At 72.1% G+C, this 26551-nt stretch carries 22 protein-coding genes; 11 read left to right on the top strand and 11 right to left on the bottom strand.

From position 1 onward, the window contains the following. Positions 1 to 247 precede the first annotated feature (247 nt). Positions 248 to 1486, top strand: a complete 1239-nt coding sequence (locus P3X83_RS14950; RefSeq protein ID WP_277305635.1) for a neutral zinc metallopeptidase — start codon at positions 248 to 250, stop codon at positions 1484 to 1486. A gap of 1170 nt (positions 1487 to 2656) precedes the next feature. Beyond that, complete coding sequence (locus P3X83_RS14945; RefSeq protein ID WP_277305634.1) at positions 2657 to 4093, top strand: LCP family protein; 1437 nt, start codon at positions 2657 to 2659, stop codon at positions 4091 to 4093. A 42-nt stretch (positions 4094 to 4135) separates the two neighbouring features. On the opposite strand, the gene P3X83_RS14940 is transcribed toward P3X83_RS14945, so the two are convergent. From P3X83_RS14940 to P3X83_RS14910, 7 genes are all read right to left on the bottom strand, one after another. Further along, complete coding sequence (locus tag P3X83_RS14940; RefSeq protein ID WP_277305633.1) at positions 4136 to 6193, bottom strand: spermidine synthase; 2058 nt, start codon at positions 6191 to 6193, stop codon at positions 4136 to 4138. 62 nt (positions 6194 to 6255) lie between these two features. Further along, positions 6256 to 6999: an ABC transporter permease gene (locus P3X83_RS14935; protein WP_277305632.1), complete on the bottom strand. Its 744-nt coding sequence runs from the start codon at positions 6997 to 6999 to the stop codon at positions 6256 to 6258. 4 nt (positions 7000 to 7003) lie between these two features. Beyond that, on the bottom strand, positions 7004 to 7456 hold the full coding sequence (locus tag P3X83_RS14930; protein WP_346742711.1) for an AAA family ATPase: 453 nt from the start codon (positions 7454 to 7456) through the stop codon (positions 7004 to 7006). Positions 7457 to 7531: 75 nt separating this feature from the next. After that, positions 7532 to 9031, bottom strand: coding sequence for a HAMP domain-containing sensor histidine kinase (locus P3X83_RS14925; RefSeq protein ID WP_277305631.1), 1500 nt, complete (start codon positions 9029 to 9031; stop codon positions 7532 to 7534). Between the two features lie 12 nt (positions 9032 to 9043). After that, complete coding sequence (locus P3X83_RS14920) at positions 9044 to 9760, bottom strand: response regulator transcription factor (RefSeq protein WP_277305630.1); 717 nt, start codon at positions 9758 to 9760, stop codon at positions 9044 to 9046. A 64-nt stretch (positions 9761 to 9824) separates the two neighbouring features. Then, positions 9825 to 10610, bottom strand: a complete 786-nt coding sequence (locus P3X83_RS14915) for an ABC transporter permease subunit (protein ID WP_277305629.1) — start codon at positions 10608 to 10610, stop codon at positions 9825 to 9827. Continuing rightward, on the bottom strand, positions 10607 to 11518 hold the full coding sequence (locus tag P3X83_RS14910) for an ATP-binding cassette domain-containing protein (protein ID WP_277305628.1): 912 nt from the start codon (positions 11516 to 11518) through the stop codon (positions 10607 to 10609). The genes P3X83_RS14915 and P3X83_RS14910 overlap by 4 nt, the downstream gene beginning before the upstream one ends. A 211-nt stretch (positions 11519 to 11729) precedes the next feature. On the opposite strand from P3X83_RS14910, the gene P3X83_RS14905 reads away from it, so the two are divergent. Further along, complete coding sequence (locus P3X83_RS14905; protein WP_277305627.1) at positions 11730 to 12515, top strand: ion transporter; 786 nt, start codon at positions 11730 to 11732, stop codon at positions 12513 to 12515. Here the strand turns inward: P3X83_RS14905 and rpsD are convergent. After that, entirely contained in the window at positions 12503 to 13117 is a 615-nt protein-coding gene (rpsD, locus tag P3X83_RS14900; protein ID WP_277305675.1) for a 30S ribosomal protein S4, read from the bottom strand. The two genes, P3X83_RS14905 and rpsD, sit on opposite strands and share 13 nt — an antisense overlap. 78 nt (positions 13118 to 13195) lie before the next feature. Here rpsD and P3X83_RS14895 point away from each other — a divergent pair, with 78 nt between their 5' ends. After that, positions 13196 to 13936, top strand: coding sequence for a DUF2470 domain-containing protein (locus P3X83_RS14895; protein ID WP_277305626.1), 741 nt, complete (start codon positions 13196 to 13198; stop codon positions 13934 to 13936). Between the two features lie 9 nt (positions 13937 to 13945). Here the strand turns inward: P3X83_RS14895 and P3X83_RS14890 are convergent, their stop codons facing one another. Then, positions 13946 to 15142 (bottom strand): ROK family transcriptional regulator, encoded by a 1197-nt coding sequence (locus P3X83_RS14890; RefSeq protein ID WP_277305625.1) that lies wholly within the window; start codon positions 15140 to 15142, stop codon positions 13946 to 13948. A gap of 141 nt (positions 15143 to 15283) precedes the next feature. Between P3X83_RS14890 and zwf the strand changes: the two genes are divergently transcribed. From zwf to eda, 4 genes are read left to right on the top strand one after another with little or no spacing between them, the layout of a single operon-like run. Next, positions 15284 to 16780: a glucose-6-phosphate dehydrogenase gene (zwf, locus tag P3X83_RS14885; protein ID WP_277305624.1), complete on the top strand. Its 1497-nt coding sequence runs from the start codon at positions 15284 to 15286 to the stop codon at positions 16778 to 16780. Further along, the gene (gene edd / locus P3X83_RS14880; protein WP_277305623.1) at positions 16777 to 18636 is read left to right on the top strand and encodes a phosphogluconate dehydratase; all 1860 of its coding nucleotides are present in this window, start codon (positions 16777 to 16779) and stop codon (positions 18634 to 18636) included. Before zwf ends, edd begins: the two co-directional genes overlap by 4 nt. Next, on the top strand, positions 18636 to 19613 hold the full coding sequence (locus P3X83_RS14875; protein ID WP_277305622.1) for a glucokinase: 978 nt from the start codon (positions 18636 to 18638) through the stop codon (positions 19611 to 19613). The genes edd and P3X83_RS14875 overlap by 1 nt, the downstream gene beginning before the upstream one ends. A gap of 17 nt (positions 19614 to 19630) precedes the next feature. After that, positions 19631 to 20242: a bifunctional 4-hydroxy-2-oxoglutarate aldolase/2-dehydro-3-deoxy-phosphogluconate aldolase gene (eda, locus tag P3X83_RS14870; RefSeq protein WP_277305621.1), complete on the top strand. Its 612-nt coding sequence runs from the start codon at positions 19631 to 19633 to the stop codon at positions 20240 to 20242. A 150-nt stretch (positions 20243 to 20392) separates the two neighbouring features. Here eda and P3X83_RS14865 read toward each other — a convergent pair whose 3' ends face one another. Further along, a complete protein-coding gene (locus tag P3X83_RS14865; protein WP_277305620.1) occupies positions 20393 to 21415 on the bottom strand; it encodes a LacI family DNA-binding transcriptional regulator in 1023 nt (340 codons plus the stop codon). A 528-nt stretch (positions 21416 to 21943) separates the two neighbouring features. On the opposite strand from P3X83_RS14865, the gene P3X83_RS14860 reads away from it, so the two are divergent. Continuing rightward, on the top strand, positions 21944 to 23239 hold the full coding sequence (locus tag P3X83_RS14860; RefSeq protein ID WP_277305619.1) for an ATP-binding cassette domain-containing protein: 1296 nt from the start codon (positions 21944 to 21946) through the stop codon (positions 23237 to 23239). A 10-nt stretch (positions 23240 to 23249) separates the two neighbouring features. Here P3X83_RS14860 and P3X83_RS14855 read toward each other — a convergent pair whose 3' ends face one another. Beyond that, complete coding sequence (locus P3X83_RS14855; protein WP_277305618.1) at positions 23250 to 23930, bottom strand: amino acid-binding protein; 681 nt, start codon at positions 23928 to 23930, stop codon at positions 23250 to 23252. A gap of 485 nt (positions 23931 to 24415) precedes the next feature. Here P3X83_RS14855 and P3X83_RS14850 point away from each other — a divergent pair, with 485 nt between their 5' ends. Together P3X83_RS14850 and P3X83_RS14845 are read left to right on the top strand one after the other, a co-directional pair. Further along, entirely contained in the window at positions 24416 to 25390 is a 975-nt protein-coding gene (locus P3X83_RS14850) for an alpha/beta hydrolase family protein (RefSeq protein WP_277305617.1), read from the top strand. A 76-nt stretch (positions 25391 to 25466) separates the two neighbouring features. Then, the gene (locus tag P3X83_RS14845) at positions 25467 to 26441 is read left to right on the top strand and encodes a LysR family transcriptional regulator (RefSeq protein ID WP_277305616.1); all 975 of its coding nucleotides are present in this window, start codon (positions 25467 to 25469) and stop codon (positions 26439 to 26441) included. Positions 26442 to 26551: the final 110 nt, after the last annotated feature.

Below are 26551 nucleotides of genomic sequence, written 5' to 3'. Positions count from 1 at the left end.
CGGAACCGGTCACCCCCCGGCCTCCTATCCCCCACCGCCCCCGGCATCGGGCGACTACCCGCCATCCGGCCCCGGACACGGATACGGATACGGATACGGATACGGATACGGATCGCCCGGCTACCCCACGCGACACGGCGAGCCGAGCGGTTACCCGCCGCCTCCAGGGCCGGGATACCCCGCGTCGGGGCCGGAGTTTCCCCCGCCATTCGGAGGAACGGGACACTCCTCCGGCCACCCGGCCGCCGTGCCGGGATCGGGAGGTTATCCGCCGCCTCCGGGGGCGGGGTATCCCGCGCCGCCGCCCGGGGCCTATCCGCCGCCGTCTCAGGGCGGCCCTGGATATCCGCCGCCTCCGCAGGGCGGGCCGCCGCCGTACGGGCGGCCCGGTGGCGGGCCCTATCAGCAGCCTCCGCCGCCGCATCGCCGTCCGGGACCTCCCGGCCCGTACGGCGGCCCGCCCTATCCGCCGCCCCGTTACCACCAGGGCAACCGGCGCGGGAAGGGCAGCGGCCTGGCCGTGGTCGCCGGGATCCTCGGCGGGATCGCGGGCCTCTTCGTCCTCTTCATCGTGATCGCCGCGCTGGTCAACTCCGTCGGCGACGACTCGACGTCCCCGATCGCCCTGCCCACCTACACCCCGCCCAGCGCGGACGACACCGACCGCCCGACCCGCAAGCCGACGAGATCCTCAACCCGCGAGGAGAACGACGACTCGCGGCAGCAGCAGACGCAGACCCGGCGCCCCGCCGCCAACCGGTCGCTGCGGAACAACAGCGTCTACCGGGCGGGCGCGCTAGCCAAGGTGGACTGCCCCGGGGGGTCGGCCAGCATCTACGACCACGCCCAGCTCAAGGCGCTGATCCTGAAGACGTCCCGCTGCCTTGACAAAGTATGGTCGCCGGTCCTGGAAGGCCAGGGCATCGACTGGCATCGTCCCGGCTACGCCATCGCCTCAAGGGCGGGCAGGGGCGCGTGCGGTGACTATCCCTCGCCGGGGAGCATCGTGCCCTACTACTGCCCGCGCAACACCACGATCTACGCCTCCACCTCGGCGATGTCGCGCGGCTCCGGCAGCTCCCAGGGCTACGGCCAGGCCACCCCGTGGCACGGCGCGATCATCAGCATGATGGCCCACGAGTACGGCCACCATGTCCAGCAGTTGTCGGGGCTGGGCGACTCGTACTGGCGGCAGAGCCTGGACTCCTCCAGCTCCAGCGGACGGCTGGCGCTGAGCAGGCGGTTCGAGCTGCAGGCCACGTGCTTCGCCGGGATGTTCATGCGGGCCGCCTCGGCGACCTACCCGGTGCCGGCGTCACGCCGCCAGATCCTGTACTACTTCCACTCCCGGGTGGGCGACTGGCCCGGCAGGCCCCGCGATCACGGGTCGCCGCCGAACAACGGGCGGTGGTTCAGGCAGGGCTACGAGAAGAACAAGGCGTACCAATGCAACACATGGCTAGCGCCCTCAAACACTACGTCGTAGATTAATGGGCTATTCATTGGTGGTTGGCCATCTGTCGGTGTTGTCCAGGTATGGGGCGTAGAATCCTGGGCAATTCCCGTACAACGGGGGACCAAAGACAGGTTTGGCCTGGTCAATCGCCTGACCGCCACCGGCCCGGCCGGGCCGGTGGCCACGCCTGGATCACATGACGGACGAGGGAGCGGTGTGACGATGCGCCATGGGCAGTCATCGGGGGATCCCGCGAACGGCGGCGGGAAACGACGCCCCCGGCGCGGTTCTGCCTCCGGCCAGCAGCGTCGTCCCCGCCCGGCTCCCGGCCCCCCGCCCCCCGACCAGGGCGCTTCTCCCCCGCACACGGGCGAGTTCCGCGTGACCCCGAGCGACGGGGCCGACCAGGACCGGCCGCCGGCCGGGAACGGGCCCACGGACGCACCGGCCACCGGCACCATGTGGGCGGTCGGCGCCACGCCCCCCGGCGGGCACGACGCCCCCCACGCCGCCTCCACTCCCACCACCTGGGAGGCCTCCTCCGAGCCCTGGAACGGCGGCGAGAACGAGTCCGCGGAGCCGCGGACGCGGCGAGTGCGCCGTCCGGAAGGCTCCTCTGGCGGCTCCAAGCGCCGCCGTCCGCCGCCCCCGGGACGCGGACCGGCGCGCCGGGACGCGCCCGGCGATGGACCGGACGACGCCCCGGGCGCGCGCCCCGGCCAGGACGGCCAGGCCGTCCGGGACGGCGACGCCACCCGCGAGCACCCCAACGCCCGTACCGGCTCCGCGGGCCCCTACGGCGGCGGCCCGGACGCCATGGAACGTTCACACCCCGAAGCCTCCGCCCGCCCACGCGCCCGGGGAGCGGACGGCACGGCCGATGACGGCCACTCACACCCCGGCGGCCCGGAAGGACCGGGAAGCGGCTCTGGGCGAGGGCCCGGCGGATCTGGACGCTCACGCGGCCAGGGGGCCGATGACGGCCACGGCCACTCACACCCCAGTGGGCCGGAAGGGCCCGGGAGCGGCTCGGGCCGGCCCGGTGGTCCTGGGCGTCCGCGCGGGCAGGGGGCCGATGACGGCCACCCCGGTGGGCCGGAGGGGCCGGGAGGCGGTGGGCCTGGCCGTCCGGGGGGACCCGGCGGGACCGGTGGGGGCGGCCGGTCGCGGTCGGGTGGGGGGCCCAAGTTCGCCAGGCGGATGAGCGCCGCTTCGGTCATCGGCTGGACCGGGATCTCGGCCCTGCTGCCGGGTGCCGCGCACCTGCGCGCCGGACGGCGCCGCCCCGGATACATCCTGCTCGGCGCCTTCGTGCTGGTGCTGCTCGGCGGCCTGGCCTTCGGCATCGCCACCTGGCACAACCCCGGACTCGCCGTCCGCGACAGCACCCTGCTGACCGCCTCCGTACTGGCCGGGGTCGGCGCGCTCGCCTGGTTCCTGCTGGTGCTGTTCTCCTACATCACGCTCAAGCCCGACCGGCTCAACAGCGGCGGCCAGATCGTGTCCGGCATCGCCGTGGGCGTGCTGTGCGTGACGGTGATCACGCCGTTCGCGCTCGTCGCCGGCACCGTCATCGAGGCCCGCGAAACCGTGAACTCGATCTTCCGGTCCAACCACGAGGGCACCACCGTGCCGATCAAGGAGGAGGACCCGTGGAACGGCCGGGAGCGGGTGAACTTCCTGCTGGTCGGCGGTGACGCGGCGGGCAACCGGACCGGTGTGCGCACCGACAGCATGACCGTGGCCAGCGTGCACGTGAAGACCGGCAACACGGTGATGTTCAGCCTGCCCCGCAACCTGCAGCACGTACGGTTCCCCCCGGGCACCGCGCTCGCCAGGCAGTTCCCGAACGGCTTCCTGGCCGAGCAGCCCAACGGCGGCCTGCTCAACGAGGTCTGGCAGTACGCCGAGGACAACCCGCAGATCATGGGCGCCAAGCACCAGGGCCCCCGCGCGCTGAAGGAGGCGATCGGGCACACCCTGGGCTTCAAGATCGACTACTACGCGCTGGTCAACATGTACGGCTTCGCCGACCTGGTGGACGCCATCGGCGGCCTGAAGATCCGCGTCCAGCAGGACATCAAGTGGGGCGGCCACTTCGGCACCGCGGGCACCATCAAGGCCGGTTACCGCAGGCTCTCCGGCGAGGAGACGCTCTGGTACGGCCGCTCCCGGGTGGACAGCGACGACTACTCCCGGATGGCCCGCCAGCGATGTGTCATCGGGGCGTTCGCCCAGCAGGCGACCCCCAGCGTGGTGCTCGCCAACTTCAACAAGATCGCCAGCGCCACCAAGCGGCTGGCCAGCACCGACATCCCCCGCGAGCTGCTCGAACACCTGGCGGAGCTGGCGCTGAAGGTCAGAGGCGCCAAGATCACCAGCACCCAGTTCGTGCCTCCGGCGTTCTGGCCGGGCAATGTGGACTGGGTCAAGCTGCGGCGCACGGTGGCCACGTCGCTGCGCAACTCCACGCAGCCCCGCCGGGCCTTGGCGGCGAACGTCACGACGTCGCCCGGCGTCACCGAGTCGCCCCGCCCGTCCGACACCCCGACGCCGGACAAGGCCGCGACGCCCACGCAGACGCCGACCAAGAACGGCCAGGGCGCCAAGGACCTCGACGAGGTCTGCGGGCTCTGACGGCGATGTCCCGGCCGCCCAGAGGGCGGCCGGGACCCGTCGCTAGGAGGAGGAAGCGGCGGCGACGCCCTTCCTCGGCAGCAGCAGGAACGCGCCCAGATAGATCACGGCCGCGATGATCAGCAGGCCCTGGTAACCGACCAGCAGCGCGAAGTACTCAAGGCATCCGCCCACCATCGCGCCGAGCAGGTTGGCGCCGAAGGACGTGGTGCCGTCGGCGCTGTCGGCGAACCGCTTGGCGAACACCACGTTGGCCGCGAAGATCGGCAGGAACGCCACCACCACGGCCACCACGGCGCGCAGCGGCACGGGCAGGCCGAGCAGCCAGGAGTTGGGCACGAGCCAGGCCAGCAGCAGCCCCGCGGCCAGCACGCCGTACATCACCGGCAGCGGTGGTGTACGGAATCGGCGGGTCACCTCCACCGCCGCGAGCACCGCCACCAGCACGCCCGCGAACACGATCGCGTTGACCACCCAGGTGGTGCCGAACAGCAGCGCGAACCCGGTGACGCTCTTGGTCTCCAGCAGCAGGAAGCCCACGCCGAGCAGGAACAGGTCGCCGTAGGGCGCCATCCGCCGGTAGGGGCCCGCCACCGCGCGCACCGCCAGCAGGCTCACGATGAGGATGAGCGCGAGCGTGATGATGTAGATCGGCGGGATCGTCCGGTCCTTCAGGTAGAGGAACGGCCGGTCGTCGTGCGACGGCGGCGGGGTGCCCGCCGCGGCCCCCGCCCAGATGCCCGGACCGCAGAGCTGCGCGTCGGGGGTGACCCCGGCGGTGATCACGGCCTGCTGACCGGCCTCGCTGACGACGTCGACGCACGGCAGGTGCCCGAAGGCGGCCTGCATGGTGGAGGCCAGGCGGTCCACCAGCCAGCGCTCGCGGTAGTAGTTGTACATCGAGAAGGTGCCGCCGGGCTTGAGGTGGTCACGGGCGGCCCGCATGGCCTCCTGCGTGAACAGGTAGCTCTCCAGCCGCAGCGAGCTGGCCCCGGAGACGAGGGTCAGCGAGTCGGGCAGGGCGAACAGGATCAGGTCGTACTTCTTGCCGGTCTGTTCGAGGAAGGCCCGGCCGTCGGTGACGTGGGTGGTGACCCGCGGGTCGGCGTAGGGACGGTCGGGGTGGCGGTCGCCGAGCCCGCGAAGCTGCGGGTCGATCTCCACGGCGTCCACCTTCTTGGCGCCCTTGCTGAGCGCGATGGCCACGTCGGTGCCGCTGCCGGCGCCGACGATCAGCACGTCGTCGAGCGACGGCTTGGCCGCCCGTTCGTACGGCAGGCCGTACTGCCGCTCCCACTCCAGCCGCTTGGCCGCGGGCACGGCCTGCTGGTGCGGGATGCCGTTGACCTGGATGTCCATCACGGGCACGCCGACGTAGTCGCGGACCTCGGAGGTCACCTTGTAGTACGGCGACCAGAGCGCGCCCGCCGTCAGGGTCTCCGAGGTGAGCGCCCCCACCACGACCAGCGCGGGAACCACGACGAGGATCTTGCCGAGCAGGCGCGGCGGCCACAGCAGCGCGGCGTAGGCCACGGCGCTGATGGCGCCCCACACGACGGGCGGCGCGCTGAGGAAGGACAGCGCGGTGAACAGCACGATGCCGGTGAGGCTGCCGATCAGGTCGTAGCGGTAGGCCTCCAGCCGGGGCAGTTCGGGGAAGCAGCGCCCGACCAGCTCGGCCGGGCCCATCAGGATCACCGCGGCCGCGCAGAAGATCACGGGCAGGATCAGCCAGGGCGGTGGGCCGGTGGTGCCCAGGCTGGTCCAGTACAGGACCCCTTCGGTGTTGCGGTCGACGGTCACGGGGAAGAGCAGGATGATCACGACGAGCAGCGCCAGCGTGATCGGCGAGTAGTACGGCAGACGGCTGGTCCTGCCGACGCGCAGGAAGCCGAGCCCGATGCCGAGGAACGATCCGAGCAGCACGAAGTTGGTGAAGTAGCTCAGGTGGACGATGTTGGATCCGGTCCACCTGATCAGCGCCAGCTCAAGGAAGAGCATGAATGCGCTGGCCAGGATGAGCCTCGGACGCACGGGCAGCCAGTGCGCGGAGTGATTGGGGGATGAAGGCGTGGACGGCGCCTTGGCCGGTGCGGTCATGCGGGCAACGCTAGTGAATTCGAGCACCTTCACGCGAGCACCGCAGCGGTCAAGGAAATCTGTCAGCCCTGGGATCGGCCGAAGACCCGCAGGCCAAGGGCCGTGCACGCGGCGGTGAAGATCAGCGCCACCGCCAGGCCCGTGAGGACCACGCCGCCGGTGTAGACGCCCGCGAACAGCTCGCGCATCGCCTCCACGACGTAACGGAACGGGGTCAGTCGGGAGAGCGCGTCCAGCCAGGGCGGGGCCATCGCCATCGGCAGGAACGCGCCGGACAGCAGTGTCAGCGGCAGCACGGCCGTGCTCATCACGGGGGCGAACGCGTTCTCGTCGATGACCAGGGCGATGGCGTAGGACACCGCGGCCAGGCCGATCCCGAGGACGCTCACCACCACCAGGGCGAGCAGCGCCCCGCCCAGCGGGGCGCGCATCCCGAACGCGTAGCCCAGCGCCACCAGCGGCACCGTCTGGAGGAGCAGCGTGGCCGAGTTGCCCAGCACCCGGCCGAACAGCAGCGACGCCCGGCTCGCGGGGGTGGCCCGCAGCCGGTCGAGGACGCCGAACCTGGCGTCGAAGACGATGCCGAAGCCGGACAGCCCTGCGCTGAACAGCGCGAGTTGCACGATCAGGCCGGGCACCAGGGTCTCCCAGGTGCCGATGGTCTGGAACAGCGGCCCGAACAGCACCAGGAACAGCACCGGCTGGGCCGCGCCGAACAGGATGCCTGCCCGGGCCTTCAGGGTGACGCGCAGATTGTGGCGGAACACCGTCCAGGTGTCACGGACGGCGGTCAGGGCGGATTCCATCGGCTCAGCCCTCCGCGTCGATCGCGGTGCCGGTGATCGCCAGGAACGCCGCGTCGAGGGTGGGCGGCGGGGCACCGGGATCGCGGGATACGCGGTCCTTCAGTTCGGCGGACGTGCCCTCGGCGAGGATGCCTCCCCGGTGGATGACCAGCAGGCGGTCGCACAGCGCGTCGGCCTCGTCGAGGTAGTGGGTGCTCAGGAAGACGGTCATGCCCTGCTCCTCGCGCAGGCGGCGGATGTGGTCCCACAGCTCGGCGCGGCTCTGCGGGTCGAGTCCGGTGGTGGGTTCGTCCAGGAAGAGCAGCGGCGGGCGGTGGACGAGGCCGCGGCTGGTCGCCGCCCAGATCTGCGGCGTGCTCCGGGTGCTGACCGGCTCGGCGGTCGAGCGGAAGCTCGCCGGTGAGGCGCTGGACGCGATCGTGCCCGGCATCCGCGCGCAGGCCGTCACGGCGTTCACCGCGCTTGAGTCCGGTATCGGCGCCTACGCGCGCCGGGAGTGACGCACTCCCCCCAGAACACGTTCCGACCGCGTTCAAGCCAGGGGCAGGACGATGGCGAAGGCCGCGCCCCGCCCGGGGGCCGTGCGCAGCTCCACCCGGCCGCCGTGCGCCCTGGTGATCGACTGGGCGATGGACAGGCCCAGGCCCGCCCCGCCGCCGCCGCCGTCCCTGGTGCGCGAGCCGTCCACACGGTAGAAGCGGTCGAACACCCTCGCGGCCTGCGTCTCGTCGAGACCGGGCCCCTCGTCCTCGATCACCAGCAGCGCCTCGCCGTCACGCGTGCCCACCCCGACGCGCACGGGTGTGCCCTCGGGCGTGTGCGCCACCGCGTTGCCGACCAGGTTCGCCACCACCTGGCGGAGCCTGGCCTCGTCCCCGAGCACGGGCGCGCCCGCCGGAGGGGTCCCGGCGACGACGCCGGTCAGCCGGATCTCGCGGGCCGGGTCCAAGGCCCGCAGGTCGTGGCGGGCGTCGGCGGCCAGCGAGCGCAGGTCCATCGGGGCCGGCTCCATCGCCGGGGCCGCCTCTCCCTCGTCCAGCCGGGCCAGCAGCAGGAGGTCCTCCACCAGCCGGGCCAGGCGAGCCGCCTCGCTCTGGATCCGCGCCATCGTCATGTCGACGTCGTCGGGGCCGCTCAGCCCGCCCATCCGGTACAGGTCGGAGAAGCCCTTGATGCCGAACAGCGGGGTGCGCAGCTCGTGGCTGACGTCGGCGACGAAGCGGCGCATCCGCGCCTGCGACTCCTCCCGGTCCGCGAACGCCTCCTCGATCTGGACCAGCATGCCGTTCAGCGCGGCCGACAGGCGCCCCACCTCGCTGCCCGGCGGCATCGTCTCCGGCACGCGCCTGGTCAGGTCGCCCTGGGCGATCGCGGCGGCGGTCTCCTCGATCCGGCGCAGCGGGGCGAGCCCGGCGCGCACCGCGTACCAGCCGCCCGCCGTCAGCATCGCCAGCAGGCCGAGCCCGGTCAGCGCGCAGACCGCGGCCAGCCGGCCGACCGTGGAGGTCACGCCGTCCAGGGAGGCGGCGATCACGACGCCGCTGCCCGGCTCGGGCGGAGGCGTGTCCTCCCCCGCCGGGAACGGCCGGGCGGCCCGGGGCAGCGCGATCACCCGCCAGGACGAGCGGCCGTCGGCCGACTCGACCTCGAACGGCTCGCCGCCGAGCCTGGCCACGGACGCCTTGTCGAGCCCGGACAGGACCGGAGGGCTCCCGGCCGAGCCGCCCACCCGCCGCACCGCGCCACGGGCGTCGAGGTAGGCGGCGTACACGTCGCCGACCAGGTCCAGTCCCCCGGTCAGCGCCTGGATCGCCTGGCTGCCCTCGGGCAAGATCATCGGGCGCAGCCGGTCGGCGGAGACCCGTGCCAGCACCAGCGAGAGCGGGCGCAGTTGCTGGTCCACCCGGCCGACGAGATGCGACCTGAGCATGCCCACCACGACGCCCGAGCTGATCGCCAGGCCCGTCGCCAGCAGCGCCATGGCGATCGCCAGCAGGCGCCCGCGCAGTGAGATCCGGCCCGTCACCCGCATCGGCCCGCCCTTCTACCTCGGCCGGCGCAGGACGTATCCGACGCCGTGCACCGTGTGGATCAGCTTGGGGAGCCGGCTGTCGATCTTCCGGCGCAGGTAGCTGACATAGGTGTCGACGATGCTCGCGTCGCCGTTGAAGTCGTAGTGCCAGACGTGGTCGAGGATCTGCGCCTTGGAGACCACCCGCCCGGCGTTGAGCGCGAGGTAGTGCAGCAGCTTGAACTCGGTCGGCGACAGGCGGACCGGCTCGCCCTCCCGCAGCGCCTGGTGGCCTTCGGGATCGACCTCCAGGTCGCCGATCACCAGCGTGCCCGGCGACCGGCCTCCGCCGGTGCGGCGCAGGATGGCGTGGATCCGGGCGATCAGCTCCTCCAGGTCGAAGGGCTTGGTGACGTAGTCGTCGCCGCCGAGCGTCAATCCGTTGATCTTGTCGGCCGGGGAGTCGCGGGCGGTCAGGAAGAGCACGGGGACCTGCCCGGCCGTGGTGCGGGCGCCGGGCACGCGAAGCCGTCTGACCACCTCGAAGCCATCCATGTCGGGCAGCATCACATCGAGCAGCACGAGGTCGGGCGGATCCTCGCGGGCCGACTCCAGCGCCTGGGCGCCGGTGGCCGCCGAGGACACCGTGAAGCCCGCGAAGCGCAGCGTCGCCGACAGCAGTTCCCGCACGGTCGCCTCGTCGTCCACCACGAGCAGCCGTTCGCCCGCGCCCGCGATCCTCGCGCTCACCGCCGCTCCCCCACCGTCTCCTGCACCGTCTCCCGCCGTCCGCTTCCCCTCGGAGAATAGGCGACTAGACGTCGCGGGATCGGAAGGCCCACAGCGCGGCCCCCACCATGACCGCCACGAATCCGCACAGCAGCACGAACCCCGGTAGCGGTGCCATGAAGCGGGGGTCCAGGCGCAGGGCGGTGATCCGCATGCCGGCGACCGTCGGCCAGAACGTGAGCACGAACCTCGACAGCCACTCCGGGTAGACGCTCGCCATCGCCGGGACCAGGACCATCCCCACGGCGAGGAGGCTCACCGCCCCGGCCGATGCCCGCACCAGCGTTCCCGTCGCCACACCGAGCAGGGTCGCCATGGCCAGGTACAGCGCGGTGCCGGTGAGCGCGCCGGGCACCCCGGGGTCGGCCAGGGTCAGCGACGGCGCGCCCCCGGCGGCCAGGACGGCGTGCCCGGTCAGGAAGGTGGCCACCGCGGTGACCGCGCCGACCGCCAGGCCGGCGACGCCCGCGACGACGGCCTTGGCCATCAGCAGCCGCCCGCGGCCGGGCACGGCGGTCACGCTGACGGGCATCATCCCCGAGCGGTACTCGGAGGTCACGATGAGCGCGCCCATGGCCGCCAGAATCACCTGGACGAAGAGCAGCGGCCGGGAGACGGCCTCGTAGGGGTCGAACGCGGCCTGGTCGGCCGGGGCGGCCAGGAGGTACTGGCGCGCGCCCTGGAGGCCGAACAGGATGCCGTAGCCGATTCCAGCGGCCAGCGCCCCGGCCGCGGTCAGCACGGGGGCGCGCAGGCTGCGGAACTTCAGCCATTCCGAGCGCAGCACGTCGGCGAAGCCCGGGGCCCTCATCGCGCGGCTCCCTGGCGGTACTCGGTGCTGTCGCCGGTCAGGCGCATGAACGCCTCCTCCAGTGAGATGGTCCTCGGGGTCAGTTCGTGCAGCACGACGCCGCTCGCGGCGGCGAGTGCGCCGACGGCGGGGGCGCCCAGGCCGGTGACGAGCAGGCCGCCGGACGGGTCGCGTTCGACGATGGTCCCGCTCCGCCCGGCGAGCGCCCGCACCAGCTCGTCGGCGTCGGGGGTGCGCACCAGCACCCCGGGAGGGCCCTCCGCGGCGAGGGCGGACAGGGCCGTGTCGGCGACGAGCCGTCCCCGGCCGATGATGACCAGGTGATCGGCGGTGAGCGCCATCTCGCTCATCAGGTGGCTGGACACCAGGACGGCCCGGCCCTCGGCGGCCAGGTCGCGCATGAGGGTGCGGATCCATCTGATGCCGTCGGGGTCGAGCCCGTTGACCGGCTCGTCGAAGATCAGCGTGGCGGGATCGCCGAGCATGGCGGCGGCGATGCCCAGGCGCTGGCTCATGCCCAGGCTGAAGGTCCCGATCCGGCGGCCGGCGGCGGATTCCAGGCCCGCCATGGCCAGCACCTCCTCCACCCGGCGGTCCGGCACGGCCCCGGCCGCGGCCAGGCAGCGCAGGTGGGTCCTGGCGGTGCGCCCTCCGTGGGCGGCCCGCGCGTCGAGCAGGGCGCCGAGCACCCGTCCCGGCGCGGGCAGGTCGGCGTACGGCTTACCGCCCACGGTGGCCGTCCCGGCCGTCGGGCGGTCGAGCCCGAGGATCATTCGCATCGTCGTCGACTTGCCCGACCCGTTCGGGCCGAGGAACCCGGTGACGACGCCGGGCCGTACGTCGAAGGTGAGGTCGGTGACGGCCTGGACGGCGCCGTACCGCTTCGTCAGCCCCCGTAGCTGGATCATCGCTCCTCCTGGGTCAGCGTGTGCGGCCACCAGGGTTCACGAGCGGTTCGAGCCTTTCCGGTGAGGATCTTGGAGGTTCCTGTGAGTCCGGCACGGCGTGCGGGGGCCGCCCCGGCGGAGCGGGCGGTTTACCCAGGAATTTCCTAGAGATCCTTTAAGATCTTGACGCGGCGCTTGCCGTGCACGGCAAGACCTGGGGGAGTTTCACTACATGCGCGAGCGCGTCCGGGCGGGGGTGGAGTCGACCGGATTCCAGAGGTTCATCACGGCCGTGATCGTGGTCAACGCCGCGACGCTCGGCCTGGAGACCTCTCCGCCGATGATCGCGGACTACGGGCCCGCGCTGGTCTTCGTCGACCACCTGGCGCTCTACATCTTCGTGGCCGAGCTGCTGGCCAAGCTGTACGCCCACCGCCTGGCGTTCTTCCGCGACCCGTGGAACCTGTTCGACACGGCCATCGTGCTGGTCTCGCTGCTGCCCACGGCGGGCGGCCTATCGGTGCTGCGCGCCCTGAGGGTGCTGCGCGCGCTGCGGCTCATCTCGGTGGTGCCCAGCCTGCGGCGGGTGGTCTCGGCGCTGCTGACCGCCGTACCGGGGATGACCTCGATCGTGGTGCTGCTCTCGCTGGTCCTCTACGTCGCGGCGGTGATGGGCACCAAGCTGTACGGCGCGACCGCCCCCGACTACTTCGGCTCGCTGCCGACCTCGCTGTTCACCCTGTTCCAGATGATGACGGGCGACGCCTGGTCCGACATCACCCGTGAGGTCATGGACGAGCACCCCTCGGCCTGGATCTTCTTCGTCGTCTTCATGCTGACCTGCACCTTCGTCGTGCTCAACCTGTTCATCGCGGTGGTGGTCAAGGCGATGGAGGAGGACCACACCGACGACGAGTTCAGCAGGACGGTCCTCGCGGAACTGGCCGCGCTGCGGGGCGAGCTGGCCAGGCTCCGCGAGGAGACCCCCTCCGGGGAGACCGCGGTTCAGCGGGAGTAGTGCTCCACGACGAGCTGCTCGTCCACCGGGACGCGCACCTGCGCCCGTTCCGGCCTGGCGATCAGCGTGAACCGCAGCTCCCCGTGGTGCACCGTGAGGTAGGGCGCGGTCACCTGGTCGGCGTAGGTGCCCTCCGCGACGGCCACGAACGGCTGCAGCGCCCGTGAGCGCTGGCGCACGCCGATGGTCTGGCCCGGCTTGACGATGTAGCTGGGAATGTCCACCTTCCGCCCGTCCACGGTGATGTGGCCGTGCGTGATGTACTGCCGGGCCGCGTAGATGGACGGGGCGAAACCGGCACGCAGCACCAGCGACGCCAGGCGCGTCTCCAGCAGCGCGATCAGCTCCGCGCCCGACTTGCCGGGGCGGCGCTGGACGGCGTCCCAGTACCTGCGCAACTGCTTCTCAGAGACGTCGTAGTACCAGCGCAACTTCTGCTTCTCCATCAGCCGCATTCCGTAGTCGCCGGTGCTGCGGCGGTTGGTCTTGCGGCCGTGCTCCCCCGGCGGGTACGGCCGCGCCTCGAAGTAGCGCACCGCCTTCGCGGTCAGCGGGACGCCCGCACGGCGGGAAAGCCTCACCTTGGGCCCGGTGTAGCGCACGATCACCTCTCTGTGGTTAGGTAAATCTTAATTAGGCAAGCCTAACCTTAACAGTAGCGAGACGAAGGGGGCCCGGTCGTGCAGCGACCCGTGACAGCACCGCCCATTCCGGAACGCGTCCGCACGCTCGCCGCGGGGGCCGCACCCACCCATGTCTCCGTGGCGGCCTCCCGTGGGCCCGCCGTATCAGCGCGGGGCGGGGTGGATCCCGAAGGGCGCCCGGTGCTGCTGGTGACGCCGGGCCACCCGCTGTACGCCCAGGAGGCGCAGTCGGTGGTGACCGTGGACCTCATCGCCTGCCGCGACCTCGGCGACGTCAGGTGCCCCAGGGGGATGCTGAAGGTGCGGGGCTGGCTGGAGCCCGTCCCGGCGGACGAGCTGCGACGCGCCGCCGTGGCCATCGCCGAGCACTGCCCCGACGAGGCCCTGTTCGAGGCGGTGGAGACCCCGGGGTCGGGGAGCGTCCTGACGCGGGTGGACGTGGCGCAGGTCATCTACCTGGCCGGGATGGAATCCGGCGTGCTGGACGCCGAGGACTACCTGGCGGCGGCGCCCGACCCCTGCCACGAGAGCGCGGAGCGGATGATCTCGCACGTCAACGGCTACCACCGCGATCAGCTCACGCACGCCGTACGGCGGCTGGCCGGGTCGCTCGCCGCGCCCGACGTGTGGCTGTGGGAGCTGGACCGCTACGGCGCCACGATCCGGGTGGGGGTGGACGATCCCGAGCTGCTGCGGGTGCCGTGGTCGCGCCCGGCGGCCGACGGCGAGGAACTGGAGAACGCGCTGCACTGCCTGATCCAGCACGCCCGCTCATAGGGCGGCGCCCTAGAGGACGGAGACCTCCGGCAGGTCGGACAGCGCGGTGTCCACGGCCTCCGGGGACAGGATGTTGTCCAGCACCATCAGCGCGCACCCGGTGATGCCCGCGCCGGGGCCCAGCCTGCTCGGCTCGATCCGCAGGTTGCGGGTGGCCAGCGCGGTGGAGCGGCGGTAGACGACCTCGCGCACGCCCGACACCAGTTGCGGGAAGGTCTCGGCCAGATCGCCGCCGAGGACCACCACGGCCGGGTTGAGCAGGTTGACCGCGCTGGCGACCACCTCGCCGAGCTTGCGCGCGGCGTCGCGGATGACCGCCATCGTCACCGCGTCGCCCGCGCGGACCAGCGTGACCACGTCGGGCACCGAGGAGACGTCGCGCCCGCGCTCGCGCAGCACGCGCAGCATCGCGGTGGCGCTGGCCACCGAGTCCAGGCAGTCCACGCTGCCGCAGCGGCACAGCACGCCCCCGCCGTCGCGCACCGGGATGTGCCCGATCTCCCCGGCCGCGCCCAGGGCGCCACGCATGATCGCGCCGCCGGAGATCACCCCCGCGCCGATCCTGGTGGAGACCTTCACGAACAGCAGGTCGTCCACCGCGCCCGCGTAGGCGGCGTGGTGCTCACCGACGGCGATCGCGTTCACATCGTTGTCCACGAACACCGGGACGGGGAACCGCCCGGCGATGAGCGGCGGGATCACCAGACCGGTCCAGCTCGCCATCACCCTGGCGCTCTCGGTGCGCCCCGCGGCGAACTCGACCGTGGCGGGCACGCCCAGCCCGACCCCGCGGACCTGTGACAGCGGCCGGTCTCCCAGCAGCCGCTCCCAGGTGTCCATCAGCAGCGGCAGGACGACGCCCGGCCCCTCCTCCACGTCGATGGAGACGTCGGTGCGGGCCAGCACCTCGGCGCCGAGGTCACAGACGGCGATCTGGGTACGGCCCGCGCCCAGCGAGGCAACCAGCACGACCCCGCCCGCCGCGTTGAAGGTCAGCCGCGCGGGCGGACGCCCGCCGGTCGACGGGCCCTCTGTGTCCTCCACCACCAGACCGTGATCCAGCAGCTCGCCCACGCGCAGCGCGACGGCCGGTCGGGACAGCCCGGTGACCCGGCCGATCTCGGCGCGCGTGACCGCCTCACCTGAGCGGATGAGGCGCAGCACCTCGCCGCTGGAGGCGAGCGGAGCGACGGAACGTCGTGGCATCGGCCAAGTGAATCACACCCCCTTATGGAAGGGGAAGTCCCCACTTATTCATCTTGACGTACAAAACTCGGGTTGTCTCAAGCCGAAGATATGGCTAGTGTCCGATCTGTCCTTCTCTTGGTAGATCATCGGAGTTCTGTCGTGAACCCCTCGCCAACCCCAGTCACCGGGCACGAGCCCCCGCACGTCGCGGACCTCATCGTGTTCGGCGGAACCGGCGACCTTTCCATGCGCAAGCTGCTGCCCGCCCTGTACCACTGCGACCGCGACGGCCGCCTGGCCCCGGAGACCAGGATCATCGCCCTGTCGCGCGGCGGCCTCACCGACGCCGACCTGCGCGGCAAGGTGGACGCGCAGGTACGCGGCTCGGTGCCCGGCGACGACCCCGCCGTGTGGCGGCGCTTCGTCTCCCGGCTGCGCCATGTGACCCTGGACGTGCACAGCGAGGACGCCCTGCACGACGGCTGGCGATCTCTGGGCGAACTGCTCGCGGGGCACGACGACCGTGACCGGATCTTCTATCTGGCGAGCCCGCCGATGACGTTCGGCCCCTTCTGCCGCCAGGCCCACCGGGCCGGGCTGGTCACGCCGCGCTCGCGGGTCGTGCTGGAGAAGCCCCTCGGCCGCGACCTCGCCAGCGCGCGCGAGATCAACGACGAGGTGGGGGCCATCTTCACCGAGTCGCAGACCTACCGGATCGACCACTACCTGGGCAAGGAGACCGTCCAGAACCTCCTGGTGCTGCGCTTCGCCAACGCCTTCCTGGAGCCCGTCTGGAACTCCCTGTGGATCGACCACGTGCAGATCACCGCCACCGAGACCGTCGGCACCCCGGGCCGGCGCGGCTACTACGACCAGGCGGGCGCGCTGCGCGACATGGTGCAGAACCACCTGCTGCAACTGCTGTGCCTGGTCGCCATGGAGCCGCCCGCGCGCAACGACCGTGAGGCGATCCGCGATGAGAAGCTGAAGGTGCTGCAGGCGCTGCGGCCGATCAGCGGCACCGAGGCGGACCGGTTCACCGTCCGGGGCCAGTACGCCGCGGCCCCCGGCATGCCCGGCTACCTCGACGAGCCGGACAGCTCCCCGCCGACCGGCCGTTCCTATCAGGTGGAGACCTTCACCGCGATCCGCGCCGAGGTGAAGAACTGGCGCTGGGCCGGGGTGCCCTTCTACCTGCGCACCGGCAAGCGGCTGCCGAGCCGCCGCTCGGAGATCGTGGTCCAGTTCAAGGACGTGCCGCACTCGATCTTCCCGGGCGGTTCGCCCAACCGGCTGGTGCTGCGCCTGCAGCCCAGCGAGGGCATCGACCTGCACATCATGTCCAAGGAGCCGGGGGCGGGCGAGGTCGCGCTGCGCCCGGCCCCGCTCGGGCTGAGCTTCGCCCGCGCCTTCGGCGCCCGCGTGCCCGACGCCTACGAGCGGCTGCTCATGGACGTCATGGGCGGCAACCCGACCCTGTTCATGCGCCGCGACGAGGTCGAGGCGGCCTGGAGCTGGATCGATCCGATCCTGGCCACGTGGGACGAGTCGGGCATCCTGCCGGAACCGTATCCGGCCGGCAGCGCGGGCCCGCCGTCCGCGCACGAACTGCTCGGCCGCAGCGGCCGCGCCTGGCACGAGGAGGAACCGGCATGAATCCGGTCGTGGAAGCCGTCGTCGCGCGGCTGCGGGAGCGCAGCGAGGCCAGTCGTAACGCCTACCTGAGCAGGGTGGACGCCGCCGGGGAGGAGGCCCGCCTGCGCGGGCCGGCGCGGACCGGGCTGGCCTGCGCCAACCTGGCGCACGGCTTCGCCGCCTCCCCCGCCGCCGACAAGCTCGACCTGCGCGGCTCGGTCAAGCCCGGGGTCGCGATCGTGACCAGCTACAACGACATGCTGTCGGCGCACCAGCCGTACGAGACCTACCCCGGCGAGCTGAAGGCCGCGGTGCGGGCGGCGGGCGGCGTGGCCCAGGTCGCCGGGGGCGTCCCGGCCATGTGCGACGGCATCACCCAGGGCCGCGCGGGCATGGAGCTGTCGCTGTACAGCCGCGAGGTGATCGCGATGTCCACCGCGATCGCCCTGTCGCACGACATGTTCGACGCGGCGCTGCTGCTGGGCGTCTGCGACAAGATCGTTCCCGGGCTGCTGATCGGCGCGCTGCACTTCGGCCACCTGCCCGCGCTGTTCGTGCCCGCCGGGCCGATGACCTCCGGCCTGCCGAACAAGGTCAAGGCGCGCACCCGCCAGCGCTTCGCCGAGGGCGGCATCGGCCGCGGGGAGATGCTCGACGCCGAGGCGAGTTCCTACCACTCCCCCGGCACCTGCACCTTCTACGGCACCGCCAACTCCAACCAGGTGGTGGTGGAGGTGATGGGGCTGCACCTGCCGGGGGCGACGTTCGTCAACCCCCGCACCGAGCTGCGGCAGGCGCTGACCGCCGCCGCCGGGCGCAGGGCCGTCGAGCTGACCGCGCACGGCCCGGAGTACACCCCGGTCGGGCACGTCGTGGACGAGCGGGCCGTGGTCAACGGCATGGTCGCGCTGCTGGCCACCGGCGGGTCCACCAACCACACCATGCACCTGGTGGCCATCGCCGCGGCGGCCGGGATCGACCTGCGCTGGGACGACTTCGCCGCGCTGTCGAAGGTGGTGCCGCTGCTCACCCGGATCTACCCCAACGGCCAAGCCGACGTGAACCACTTCCAGGCGGCGGGCGGCATGCCGGTGCTGATCGGCGAGCTGCTGGACGCCGGGCTGCTCGACCGCGACGTGCTCACGGTCGCCGGGCGCGGCCTGGACCACTACCGGTCCGAGCCCGAGCTGAAGGAGGGCGAGCCGGTCTGGCGCGAGCGCGCCCAGGGGAGCACCGACCTGGACGTGCTGCGCCCTGCGGCCGACCCGTTCTCCGCCGACGGCGGCATCCACATGGTCGACGGCAACCTCGGCCGGGCGGTCACCAAGGTCTCGGCGGTGCGGCCCGAGCACCAGGTGGTCCAGGCCCCGGCGAAGGTCTTCGACGACCAGTACGGCCTGCTGCGCGCGTTCGAGGCGGGCGAGCTGGACGGCCAGGACTTCGTGGCGGTCATCCGCTACCAGGGGCCCTCCGCCAACGGCATGCCCGAGCTGCACAAGCTGACCCCGCCGATGGCCGTCCTGCAGGATCGCGGCCAGCATGTGGCGATCGTCACCGACGGCCGGATGTCCGGCGCGTCGGGGAAGGTCCCCTCTGCCATCCACCTGTCGCCGGAAGCGGCCAAGGGCGGCCCGATCGGGCTGGTCCGCGACGGCGACCCGATCCGCCTCGACGCCGCCGCCGGGACGCTGACGCTGCTGGTCACGGACGAGGAACTGGCCCGCAGGGAGCCGCAGGGGGCGCCCCTGCCGGACGACCGGTGGGTGGGCACCGGGCGTGAGCTGTTCGCCGCCTTCCGCCGTACCGCCGGGCCCGCGGAGCGCGGCGCGGGTATCTTCGCCATGAACGGCGTCTATGGTGTGAACGGCGAGGGCTAGTGACCGATTACGCATTTCCATGGCTGGTCGCCGACATCGGCGGCACTAACGCCAGGTTCGGGCTCGTCAGCGAGCCCGGCGGGGCCCCCCACGATGTGGCGGTACTCGCGGTGGCCGACCACGAGGGGCTGCCCGAGGCGATGAACGCGTACCTGAAGGAGCACGGCGGCGGCGTCCGGCCACAGGCGGCATGCCTGGCCATCGCGGGCCCGGTGGACGACGACCGATACCGCCTCACCAACGCCGCCTGGTCCGGTTCGATCCGCGACCTCGGCCTGGCGCGGACCGGCCTGCTCAACGACTTCGAGGCGCTGGCCCTCTCGCTGCCGCACCTGGGCGGCGACGACCTGGTCCCGCTGGGCGGCCCCACGCCGCCGGGCCCGCGCCCCCGGTCGGTGAAGGCGGTACTGGGCCCGGGAACCGGGCTGGGCGTCGCCGGGCTGGTCCCCTCGGAGACCGAGTGGATCCCGGTGGCCTGTGAGGGCGGGCACGTGACCCCGCCGGTGGTGACCGAGCGGGAGGCCGCCGTCGTGGCCGCGCTGCGCGCCGAGGGCGCGGATTACCTGGACGCGGAGCACCTGCTGTCCGGGCCGGGGATGAGCCGGCTGCACCACGGGTTGTCCCTGGTGGACGGCGTGGCCGCCGACCGGCTCACGGCCGCGGAGATCGTGGCCCGGGAGGACGACGCGCGGTGCGCCGAGACCGTGCGGGTCTTCTGCGCGCTGCTCGGCAGCTTCGCCGGCAACGTGGCGCTGACCCTGGGCGCGCGCGGCGGCATCTACCTGGGCGGGGGCGTGCTGCCCCGCATCGTGGAGCGGGTCAGGGCGAGCGAGTTCCGCGCCCGTTTCGAGGACGCCCCGCCGCTCGGCGACTACCTCCGCGACATCCCGACCAGCCTGATCGTGGACGCCCAGCCCGCTTTGACCGGGGCGGCGGCGTGGTTGGTTCAGCGATCGGGAAGAATGGTACGTCCGTGACATTGGAGGAAGAACCGATGAGCGTTCTCGACCTCGCGCCCGTGGTGCCCGTCGTCGTGATCGACGACGTGGAGACCGCGGTGCCGCTGGCCCGCGCCCTGGTGGCGGGCGGGCTGCCGGCGATCGAGGTCACCCTGCGGACCGAGGCCGCCCTTGAGGCGATCGCCAGGATCGCGGCCGAGGTGCCCGGCGCCGTGGTCGGCGCGGGGACCGTGCGCACCCCGGCCGACGTCGAGGCGTCGGCGCGTGCCGGTGCCGGGTTCCTGGTGAGCCCGGGCACGACGCCGTCGCTGGTCGACGCGATGCTCGCCTGCGGCCTGCCGTTCCTGCCGGGGGTCGCCACCGCCACCGAGGCGATGGCCCTGGCCGAGCGCGGGCTGACCGAGCTGAAGTTCTTCCCCGCCGAGGCCGCCGGAGGCGTTCCCTATCTGAAGGCGCTGGCCGGGCCGCTGCCCGACATCCGGTTCTGCCCGACGGGCGGCATCCGCCCCGGCAACGCCGCCTCCTACCTGTCACTTCCCAATGTGGGCTGCGTGGGCGGCACCTGGCTCACCCCGGCGGACGCGCTGGCCTCCGGAGACTTCGCCCGCGTGGAGAAGCTGGCGGCCGAGGCGGCGGCCTCGCGCTGACCACCCACCACGAACGACGCCGGCCGGGCCTCCTTCCTCCCTCGGCCCGCCGGTGGCCATGACGGCCCCGTGACCCGGGGCCGCGTCATGGGAGCGACGGCCCGTGGCGCCTCACCAGGCGTCACGGGCCTTCCCTTTCGCGGGGACGGCTCAGCGGCTGACGAGCGGGCCGGAACCGGTGGAGCCGCGCACCACCAGCTCGGGCTGGAAGAGCAGCTCGACGTGCTTGGCCGGAGCCCCGTTGACGCACTCGACCAGCGTCTCGACGGCCGCGCCCGCCATCGCGCCGATCGGCTTCCTGAGGGTGGTGAGCGGCGGGTCGGTGAAGGCGATCAGCGGGGAGTCGTCGAACCCGACGACCGAGACGTCGCCGGGCACGGAGAGCCCGCGGGCACGGCAGGCGCGGACGGCGCCCAGCGCCATCAGGTCGCTGGCGCACACGATGCCCGTGCAGCCGCGCTCCAGCAGCGCGCCCGCCGCCGCCTGGCCGCCCTCGACGGAGAACAGCGAGTGGGAGATCAGCCCGTCGACGTCGGTGATGCCCAGCAGCCGCGACATCGCATGGCGGTATCCCTCGATCTTGCGGATCACCGGGACGAACCGGCGCGGCCCGACCGCCAGGCCGACGCGCTCGTGGCCGAGGTCGACCAGGTGCTGCACGGAGAGGCTCGCCGCGAACCGGTCGTCGGGTGAGATGAAGGTGGCCTCGATCTCCTCGGCGTAGCCGTCCACCAGGACGATCGGCAGGCCCCGCTCGGTGAGCCTGGTGTAGCGCTCCATCCGTGCGGTGGTGTCGGCGTGCAGGCCGGAGACGAAGACGATTCCGCTGACCCCCCGGTCGAGCAGCAGCTCGGTGAAGTCGTCCTCCGGCGCGCCGCCGGGGAGCTGCGTGCACAGCACCGGGGTGAAGCCGTAGCGGATCAGCGATCTCTCCACCGCCTGGGCGAACGCCGGGAAGATCGGGTTCTCCAGGCCGGGGACGACCAGGCCGATCAGGCCGTTGCTGCGCGGGCGCAGCCGCTGGGGCCGCTCGTATCCCATGGTGTCCAGCGCGGTGAGGACGGCCTGCCTGGTGGCGGACGACACACCCGGCTTGCCGTTCAGCACCCGGCTCACGGTCGCCTCACTGACCCCTGCCTGCGCTGCGATGTCGGACAGCCGGGTGCCGTTCATGGTCAGTACTGTACGCGCGCGATCAGCCTGCTCAGCGTGGAGGTGGAAGGCCTGGCACAGGGGGCGCCGCGGTTCGGCCCGCCGAGGCGCGTAAGGGACATATTGAGCCGGGGATCATGACCGTGCGAGTGACTGGTGGAGGAACTTCTACTCAGACGGTTGCGGTAACTTTCCGCAACCGTTTCCAACGACCCACGACGGAGCGTCACCCCTCAAAACCCCTTGATCAGCACAGATGCCCCGGAAGCCGCGATGTAAGCTGTGGGCAGGTTGACACCACTGAAAGGCCCGGGACCCCCGGGACAGGACAAGGCCAGAGTTTTAGCCGGTCCCAAACTGATCCCGGAAACATCACGGATACAGAAATAATCCACCACGTATGGACACAGCCCACCTGCCCGCGATGTACTACCTCATCAATCGGCACCGCCACAGTTGGCGTCTCGCGCCCGCCTTCCGACCCTGGGATCAGCGGCCCCACTGTGGGGACGCTGAAGAGATCTCCATGAATGTGGGCGGAGCAGGCCAATGAGTACGGTCGTCCTCGACAACGTGAGCAAGATTTACCCGGGCGGGGTCCTCGCGGTAGATCGGCTCAATCTTCGCGCGGAAGACGGCGAACTGTTAGTGCTGCTCGGCCCCTCGGGCTGCGGCAAGTCCACCCTGCTGCGCATGATCGCCGGGCTTGAGGAGATGACCAGCGGCGATCTGTGGATCGACGGGCGCATCGCCAACCACCTCGCCCCGCGCGACCGCGACGTCGCGATGGTCTTCCAGAACGGCGCGCTCTACCCGCACCGGACGGTGCGCGGCAACCTGTCGTTCCCCCTGGAGATCGCCAAGGCCGACCCGTCCGTGGTCAACGACCGCGTGGTGGAACTGTCCAAGGCGCTGCACATCGACGAGACCCTGGAGCGGCGGCCTGGAACGCTCTCGGGCGGCCAGCGGCAGCGGGTGGCCATGGGCCGGGCCATCGTGCGCCAGCCGTCCCTCTTCCTCATGGACGAGCCGCTGTCCAACCTGGACGCCGGCATGCGCACCGAGCTGCGGATGGAGATCTCCTCGCTGATCAGGGCGCTGGGCGTCACCACCATCTACGTGACGCACGACCAGGTCGAGGCGCTGACCCTGGCCGACCGGATCGCGATCATGAACCGTGGCGTGCTTCAGGACGTGGGCACCCCCGGCCAGATCTACAACGACCCGGCCACCGCGTTCGTCGCGGCCTTCCTCAGCTCCCAGCAGCTCAACCTGCTCTGCCCGCAGGTGCGTACGCCGCAGAACCAGTACATCCTGCTGGACTTCGGCGCCCACCAGATCACCATGCCCTGGACGGACCCGCGCGCCTACGCCGTCTCCCAGCACACCGGGGGCACCATCATCGTCGGCATTCGCCCCGACGCGCTGGCGCCCGTGCCGGAGAGCTACGAGGGCCCCTCCTTCTACGGGCGGGTCAGGACGCTGGAGTACCACGGGCACGAATGGCTGGCGTACGTGGAGGCGGGCCTGCCGTCCGTGCCGGTGCCCGAGCCGCCGGACCCCCGCCGGCACGGACGGGCCACCAACGGCACGTCGAACGGCCGCGCCCGCTCGATGATGCGCCGGCTGTTCTCCAGCAAGGAGCCCGAGCCGGAGCCGGAGCCCGATGTGACGCCCAACGGCCAGCCCGCCTCCAGCGGCACCCACCGCAGGGCCGACCTGATCGTACGGCTCGGCGCGCGCCCCGTGTGGCGGGCCGGCGAGCCCGCGCGGGTGGGCGTGGACCTCAACCGCCTGATGCTGTTCACCAACGACGGCTCCAGGATCGACCCGCCCCGGCGCTGACCGGCGCGTCTCACCCGACGGCGGTGGCCTCCCCGGTCGCCGCCAGCATGCTCACGACCTCCACCAGGCGGGCCACCGAGTCCAGCTCGGCGCGGTGGAACGCCGCCCCCTGCGCGCGGCCGACGACCAGGCACAGGGCCGCCTCCTCCAGCGGGACGCAGAGCAGCCCCACCCCGCCGTCGGCCGACACCGCCGCCCTGGGCGGGACGCTCCCCGTCGGGACGAACCCCTCCGGGGCCCGCAGGCTGCGGTGGACCACGTCGGCCCACACGCGCGAGGCGTCGCCGATCCGCCCGGTCGCCACGGTGAGCGCCCAGTCCGCGCCGACCAGGTCGGGCAGCGCGTCCACCAGCGTGGCGAAGGCCCGCACGGGGTCGGCCACGACATAGCGCAGCAGGTCGTAGCCGGGAGTGGAGCCCGGCACCTCACGGGTGCGCCACACCCCCTCCACCGACACCCCGGGGACCGCGGCGAGCCGGTCGCGCACGTCTGCCGTCATGTCGCTCTGCACCTCACCGGACTCCTCCCCCGGCACGGCGCGATCCCCCGGCCAGGCGACCGTGAAGTCGTCCACCGCCCTGCCGCCCTCCCGGCCCAGCACGGTCACCTGATGGATATCGGCCCCGATGGTCCCGAGCACCCTGGTCACCTGCCCGAGCGCTCCCGGCCGGTCGGGCAGTGAAACACGCAACCGCAACAGCATTGGCAATCACCCCTCAATCTGACACCAAACACTGTCGGAGCGATGTTTCAACCTCATTCCAAGCAAATGTCGCCCCCAATTCCCCCACGCCGAGTTGACCCCGCCCGTCCCGCACGGCTCCGCCCGCCGCCGATGCCCGCCACACGAGCGCGTGGGATCGCTCCCAGTCCCGCTCCGCCACCCCCCGGCCCGGCGAGTTCGCACTGGCCGGCGCGTGCTCACGGGGTGGACGGGGCGGGTGGGCCGGCCGCCGGCCGCCGGGGGAGGACACGCAGGGGCGTTTATAGATTTGTGGAGGTATTTCTGAATCGGGACGTGTGTGGCGGTATTTGTTAGAGCGGTGAATGTTGGGGGGTGGCATTCGGGCCGCCGCCCGGTACGATCATGATCCCGGCGCGCACGGTCGCCGCGGCCGGCCCAGCGAAGGGCGGCGGCCCGGTGTTCCGCGCGGGAAGCGCCCGAAGGAGACGGCGTTGAAGTCCCTGCGGATCTGGCTGATCGTCCTGACCGCCCTGGTGGCCGTCACCGCCACCGTCACGGCCCTTTGGGGGCGCCCCGGATCGGGGTCCGGCACGGAGCGGGCGGAGGTCGCCGCGGAACGCGCGGGGCCGCGGATCGTGGACCGGATCGCGACCGGGCAACGGGGGCATGACCTCACCGTGGAGTCCCCCGCGCTCGGCCGGACGGCCTCCGTGCGGGTCCTGCTGCCGTCCGGGTGGCGCCCCGGCTCCGGGCCCTGGCCGGTCCTGTACCTGCTGCACGGCTGCTGTCAGAGCGGATACGCGGGCTGGGCGGAGGAGGGCGGCGCGGAACGGCTCACCTCGGGCCTCCCGATGATCGTGGTCATGCCCGAGGGCGGGCGGGTCGGGTTCTACTCCGACTGGCGCGACGGCCCCGCCTGGGAGACCTTCCACATCAGGGAGCTGATCCCGCTGATGGAGGCGGAGTTCGGGGCGGGGAGGCGGCGCGCCGTCGCCGGGTTCTCGATGGGCGGGCTGGGCGCGATCGGCTACGCCGCCCGGCATCCGGGCACCTTCCAGGCCGCAGCGGCCTACTCGGGGGTGCTCGACACCACCGGCGACCGCGCGGCCGTACGCGATCTGGTCAGCAGCAACGGCGAGGACCCCGCCGCGCTGTGGGGCGACCTCACGGCCGACGACCGCCAGTGGGACGAGCACAATCCCACGGTGCTGGCCGAGCGCCTGCGCGGCATGAAGGTGTACGTCTCCTCGGGGAACGGCGAACCGGGGCCCCTCGACCCGCCCGGCACGACCGCCGACTACGAGGGCGCGATGCTGGCCCAGTCGAAGACGTTCGTCGGGCGAGCCCGCGACCACGGCGCGAAGGTCACCACCGACTTCTACGGACCCGGCACGCATACCTGGCCGTACTGGGAACGGGCCCTGCAACGGTCGCTTCCCCTACTCCGCGCAGCAATCGGCGCGTAAGCCACCACTTACGACATCAAGGTGTTTTTCGGAATTGGGCCTTAATGAAAAGGTTCTTTACTATTAACCTGGTGACGTGGACTTAGAAGTACGGCACCTACGTGCGATCTGTGCGATAGCCGACTGCGGAAGCATCTCCAAGGCCGCGGTCCACCTGCGAACGTCGCAGCCCGCTCTGGCGGCTCAGTTACGCAGGATCGAGCGGATGTTCGGCGGCCCGCTCTTCGAGCGCGGACGAGAAGGAGCGCGCCCGACGCCCCTGGGCGCCTGGGTGCTCCTGCGCTCCCGCTCGATCCTCCCGGCGTTCGACGAACTCCAGAGGGACGGCCGCCGCTACACCGGGCAGACCTCCATCCGGGTGGGCTGCGCTCCCACCCGCTTGGCCATCCATGTGTCCGAGTGCCTGCACCGGCTCGCCGGCGGCACCCGGGTCGCGATGCGGACCGAGGAGGCCGTGGACGTCCTGCCGGAACTGCTGGAGTCGGAACGCCTCGAACTGGCCGTGCTCCCGGACTATCCGGGGCACGAACTCGCCCCGCGCCCCGGCGTGGCCTACTCGGTGATCGCGGTTGAGCCCATGTTCGTCGGGCTGACCGCGTCGCACCCCCTCGCCGCGCGCGAGGAGGTCGAGCTGGCCGACCTGGCGGACGACGAGTGGTCGCTGCCCGCGGTGGTCGAGAACGGCCATCGCGAGCACTTCCTGGCCGCCTGCGCCGTCAAGGGGTTCTCCCCTGTCATCTCCTACTCGCTGCACACCAGTGTGGCTCTGGGGATGATCGCGGCCGGGCGCTGCGTCGGGATGTTCCAGGCGACCAGCAGGGAGTCTCCGGGCATAGCCATCCGGCCGGTCGCGGGCACGCCACTGCGGCACCGGCACGTCCTCGGGTGGACGGAGCACGGCCCCATGGCCGGTTTCGCCGCGGACCTGGTGCGCAGCGTCACCCAGGCGTACTGGGCCGACGCCCTGAACGCCCCGATCTACGCGTCGTGGCTGAAGCGGCACGGACCGCTGCCGCAGCCCGCCTACAACGCGGCCCTGAGCGTCCCATAGCGCGGGGCTATACGGGACCTCCCGCATAGCCCCATGTTATGGAAAGTTGTGGGGTTACTACTCCAAGGCGGTGAGTGCGAGCCTGGGCGGCACCCGGCCGGGCTCCTTCT

It is taken from the genome of Spongiactinospora sp. TRM90649, from assembly GCF_029382225.1.
In the GTDB taxonomy this organism is placed as follows: domain Bacteria; phylum Actinomycetota; class Actinomycetes; order Streptosporangiales; family Streptosporangiaceae; genus Spongiactinospora.
The sequence above is the reverse complement of the archived record's forward strand: the minus strand, read 5'-3'. Positions and strand labels throughout refer to the sequence as shown.

Coding starts and splice junctions, on each gene's coding strand:
- edd (WP_277305623.1), top strand. CDS start 16,777: ATGAATCCGGTCGTGGAAGCCGTCGTCGCGCGGCTGCGGGAGCGCAGC.
- eda (WP_277305621.1), top strand. CDS start 19,631: ATGAGCGTTCTCGACCTCGCGCCCGTGGTGCCCGTCGTCGTGATCGAC.
- P3X83_RS14925 (WP_277305631.1), bottom strand. CDS start 9,031: ATGCGGGTGACGGGCCGGATCTCACTGCGCGGGCGCCTGCTGGCGATC.
- P3X83_RS14865 (WP_277305620.1), bottom strand. CDS start 21,415: ATGAACGGCACCCGGCTGTCCGACATCGCAGCGCAGGCAGGGGTCAGT.
- P3X83_RS14905 (WP_277305627.1), top strand. CDS start 11,730: ATGCGCGAGCGCGTCCGGGCGGGGGTGGAGTCGACCGGATTCCAGAGG.
- P3X83_RS14910 (WP_277305628.1), bottom strand. CDS start 11,518: ATGATCCAGCTACGGGGGCTGACGAAGCGGTACGGCGCCGTCCAGGCC.
- P3X83_RS14945 (WP_277305634.1), top strand. CDS start 2,657: ATGAGCGCCGCTTCGGTCATCGGCTGGACCGGGATCTCGGCCCTGCTG.
- P3X83_RS14890 (WP_277305625.1), bottom strand. CDS start 15,142: ATGCCACGACGTTCCGTCGCTCCGCTCGCCTCCAGCGGCGAGGTGCTG.
- P3X83_RS14915 (WP_277305629.1), bottom strand. CDS start 10,610: ATGAGGGCCCCGGGCTTCGCCGACGTGCTGCGCTCGGAATGGCTGAAG.
- P3X83_RS14935 (WP_277305632.1), bottom strand. CDS start 6,999: ATGGAATCCGCCCTGACCGCCGTCCGTGACACCTGGACGGTGTTCCGC.
- P3X83_RS14860 (WP_277305619.1), top strand. CDS start 21,944: ATGAGTACGGTCGTCCTCGACAACGTGAGCAAGATTTACCCGGGCGGG.
- P3X83_RS14940 (WP_277305633.1), bottom strand. CDS start 6,193: ATGACCGCACCGGCCAAGGCGCCGTCCACGCCTTCATCCCCCAATCAC.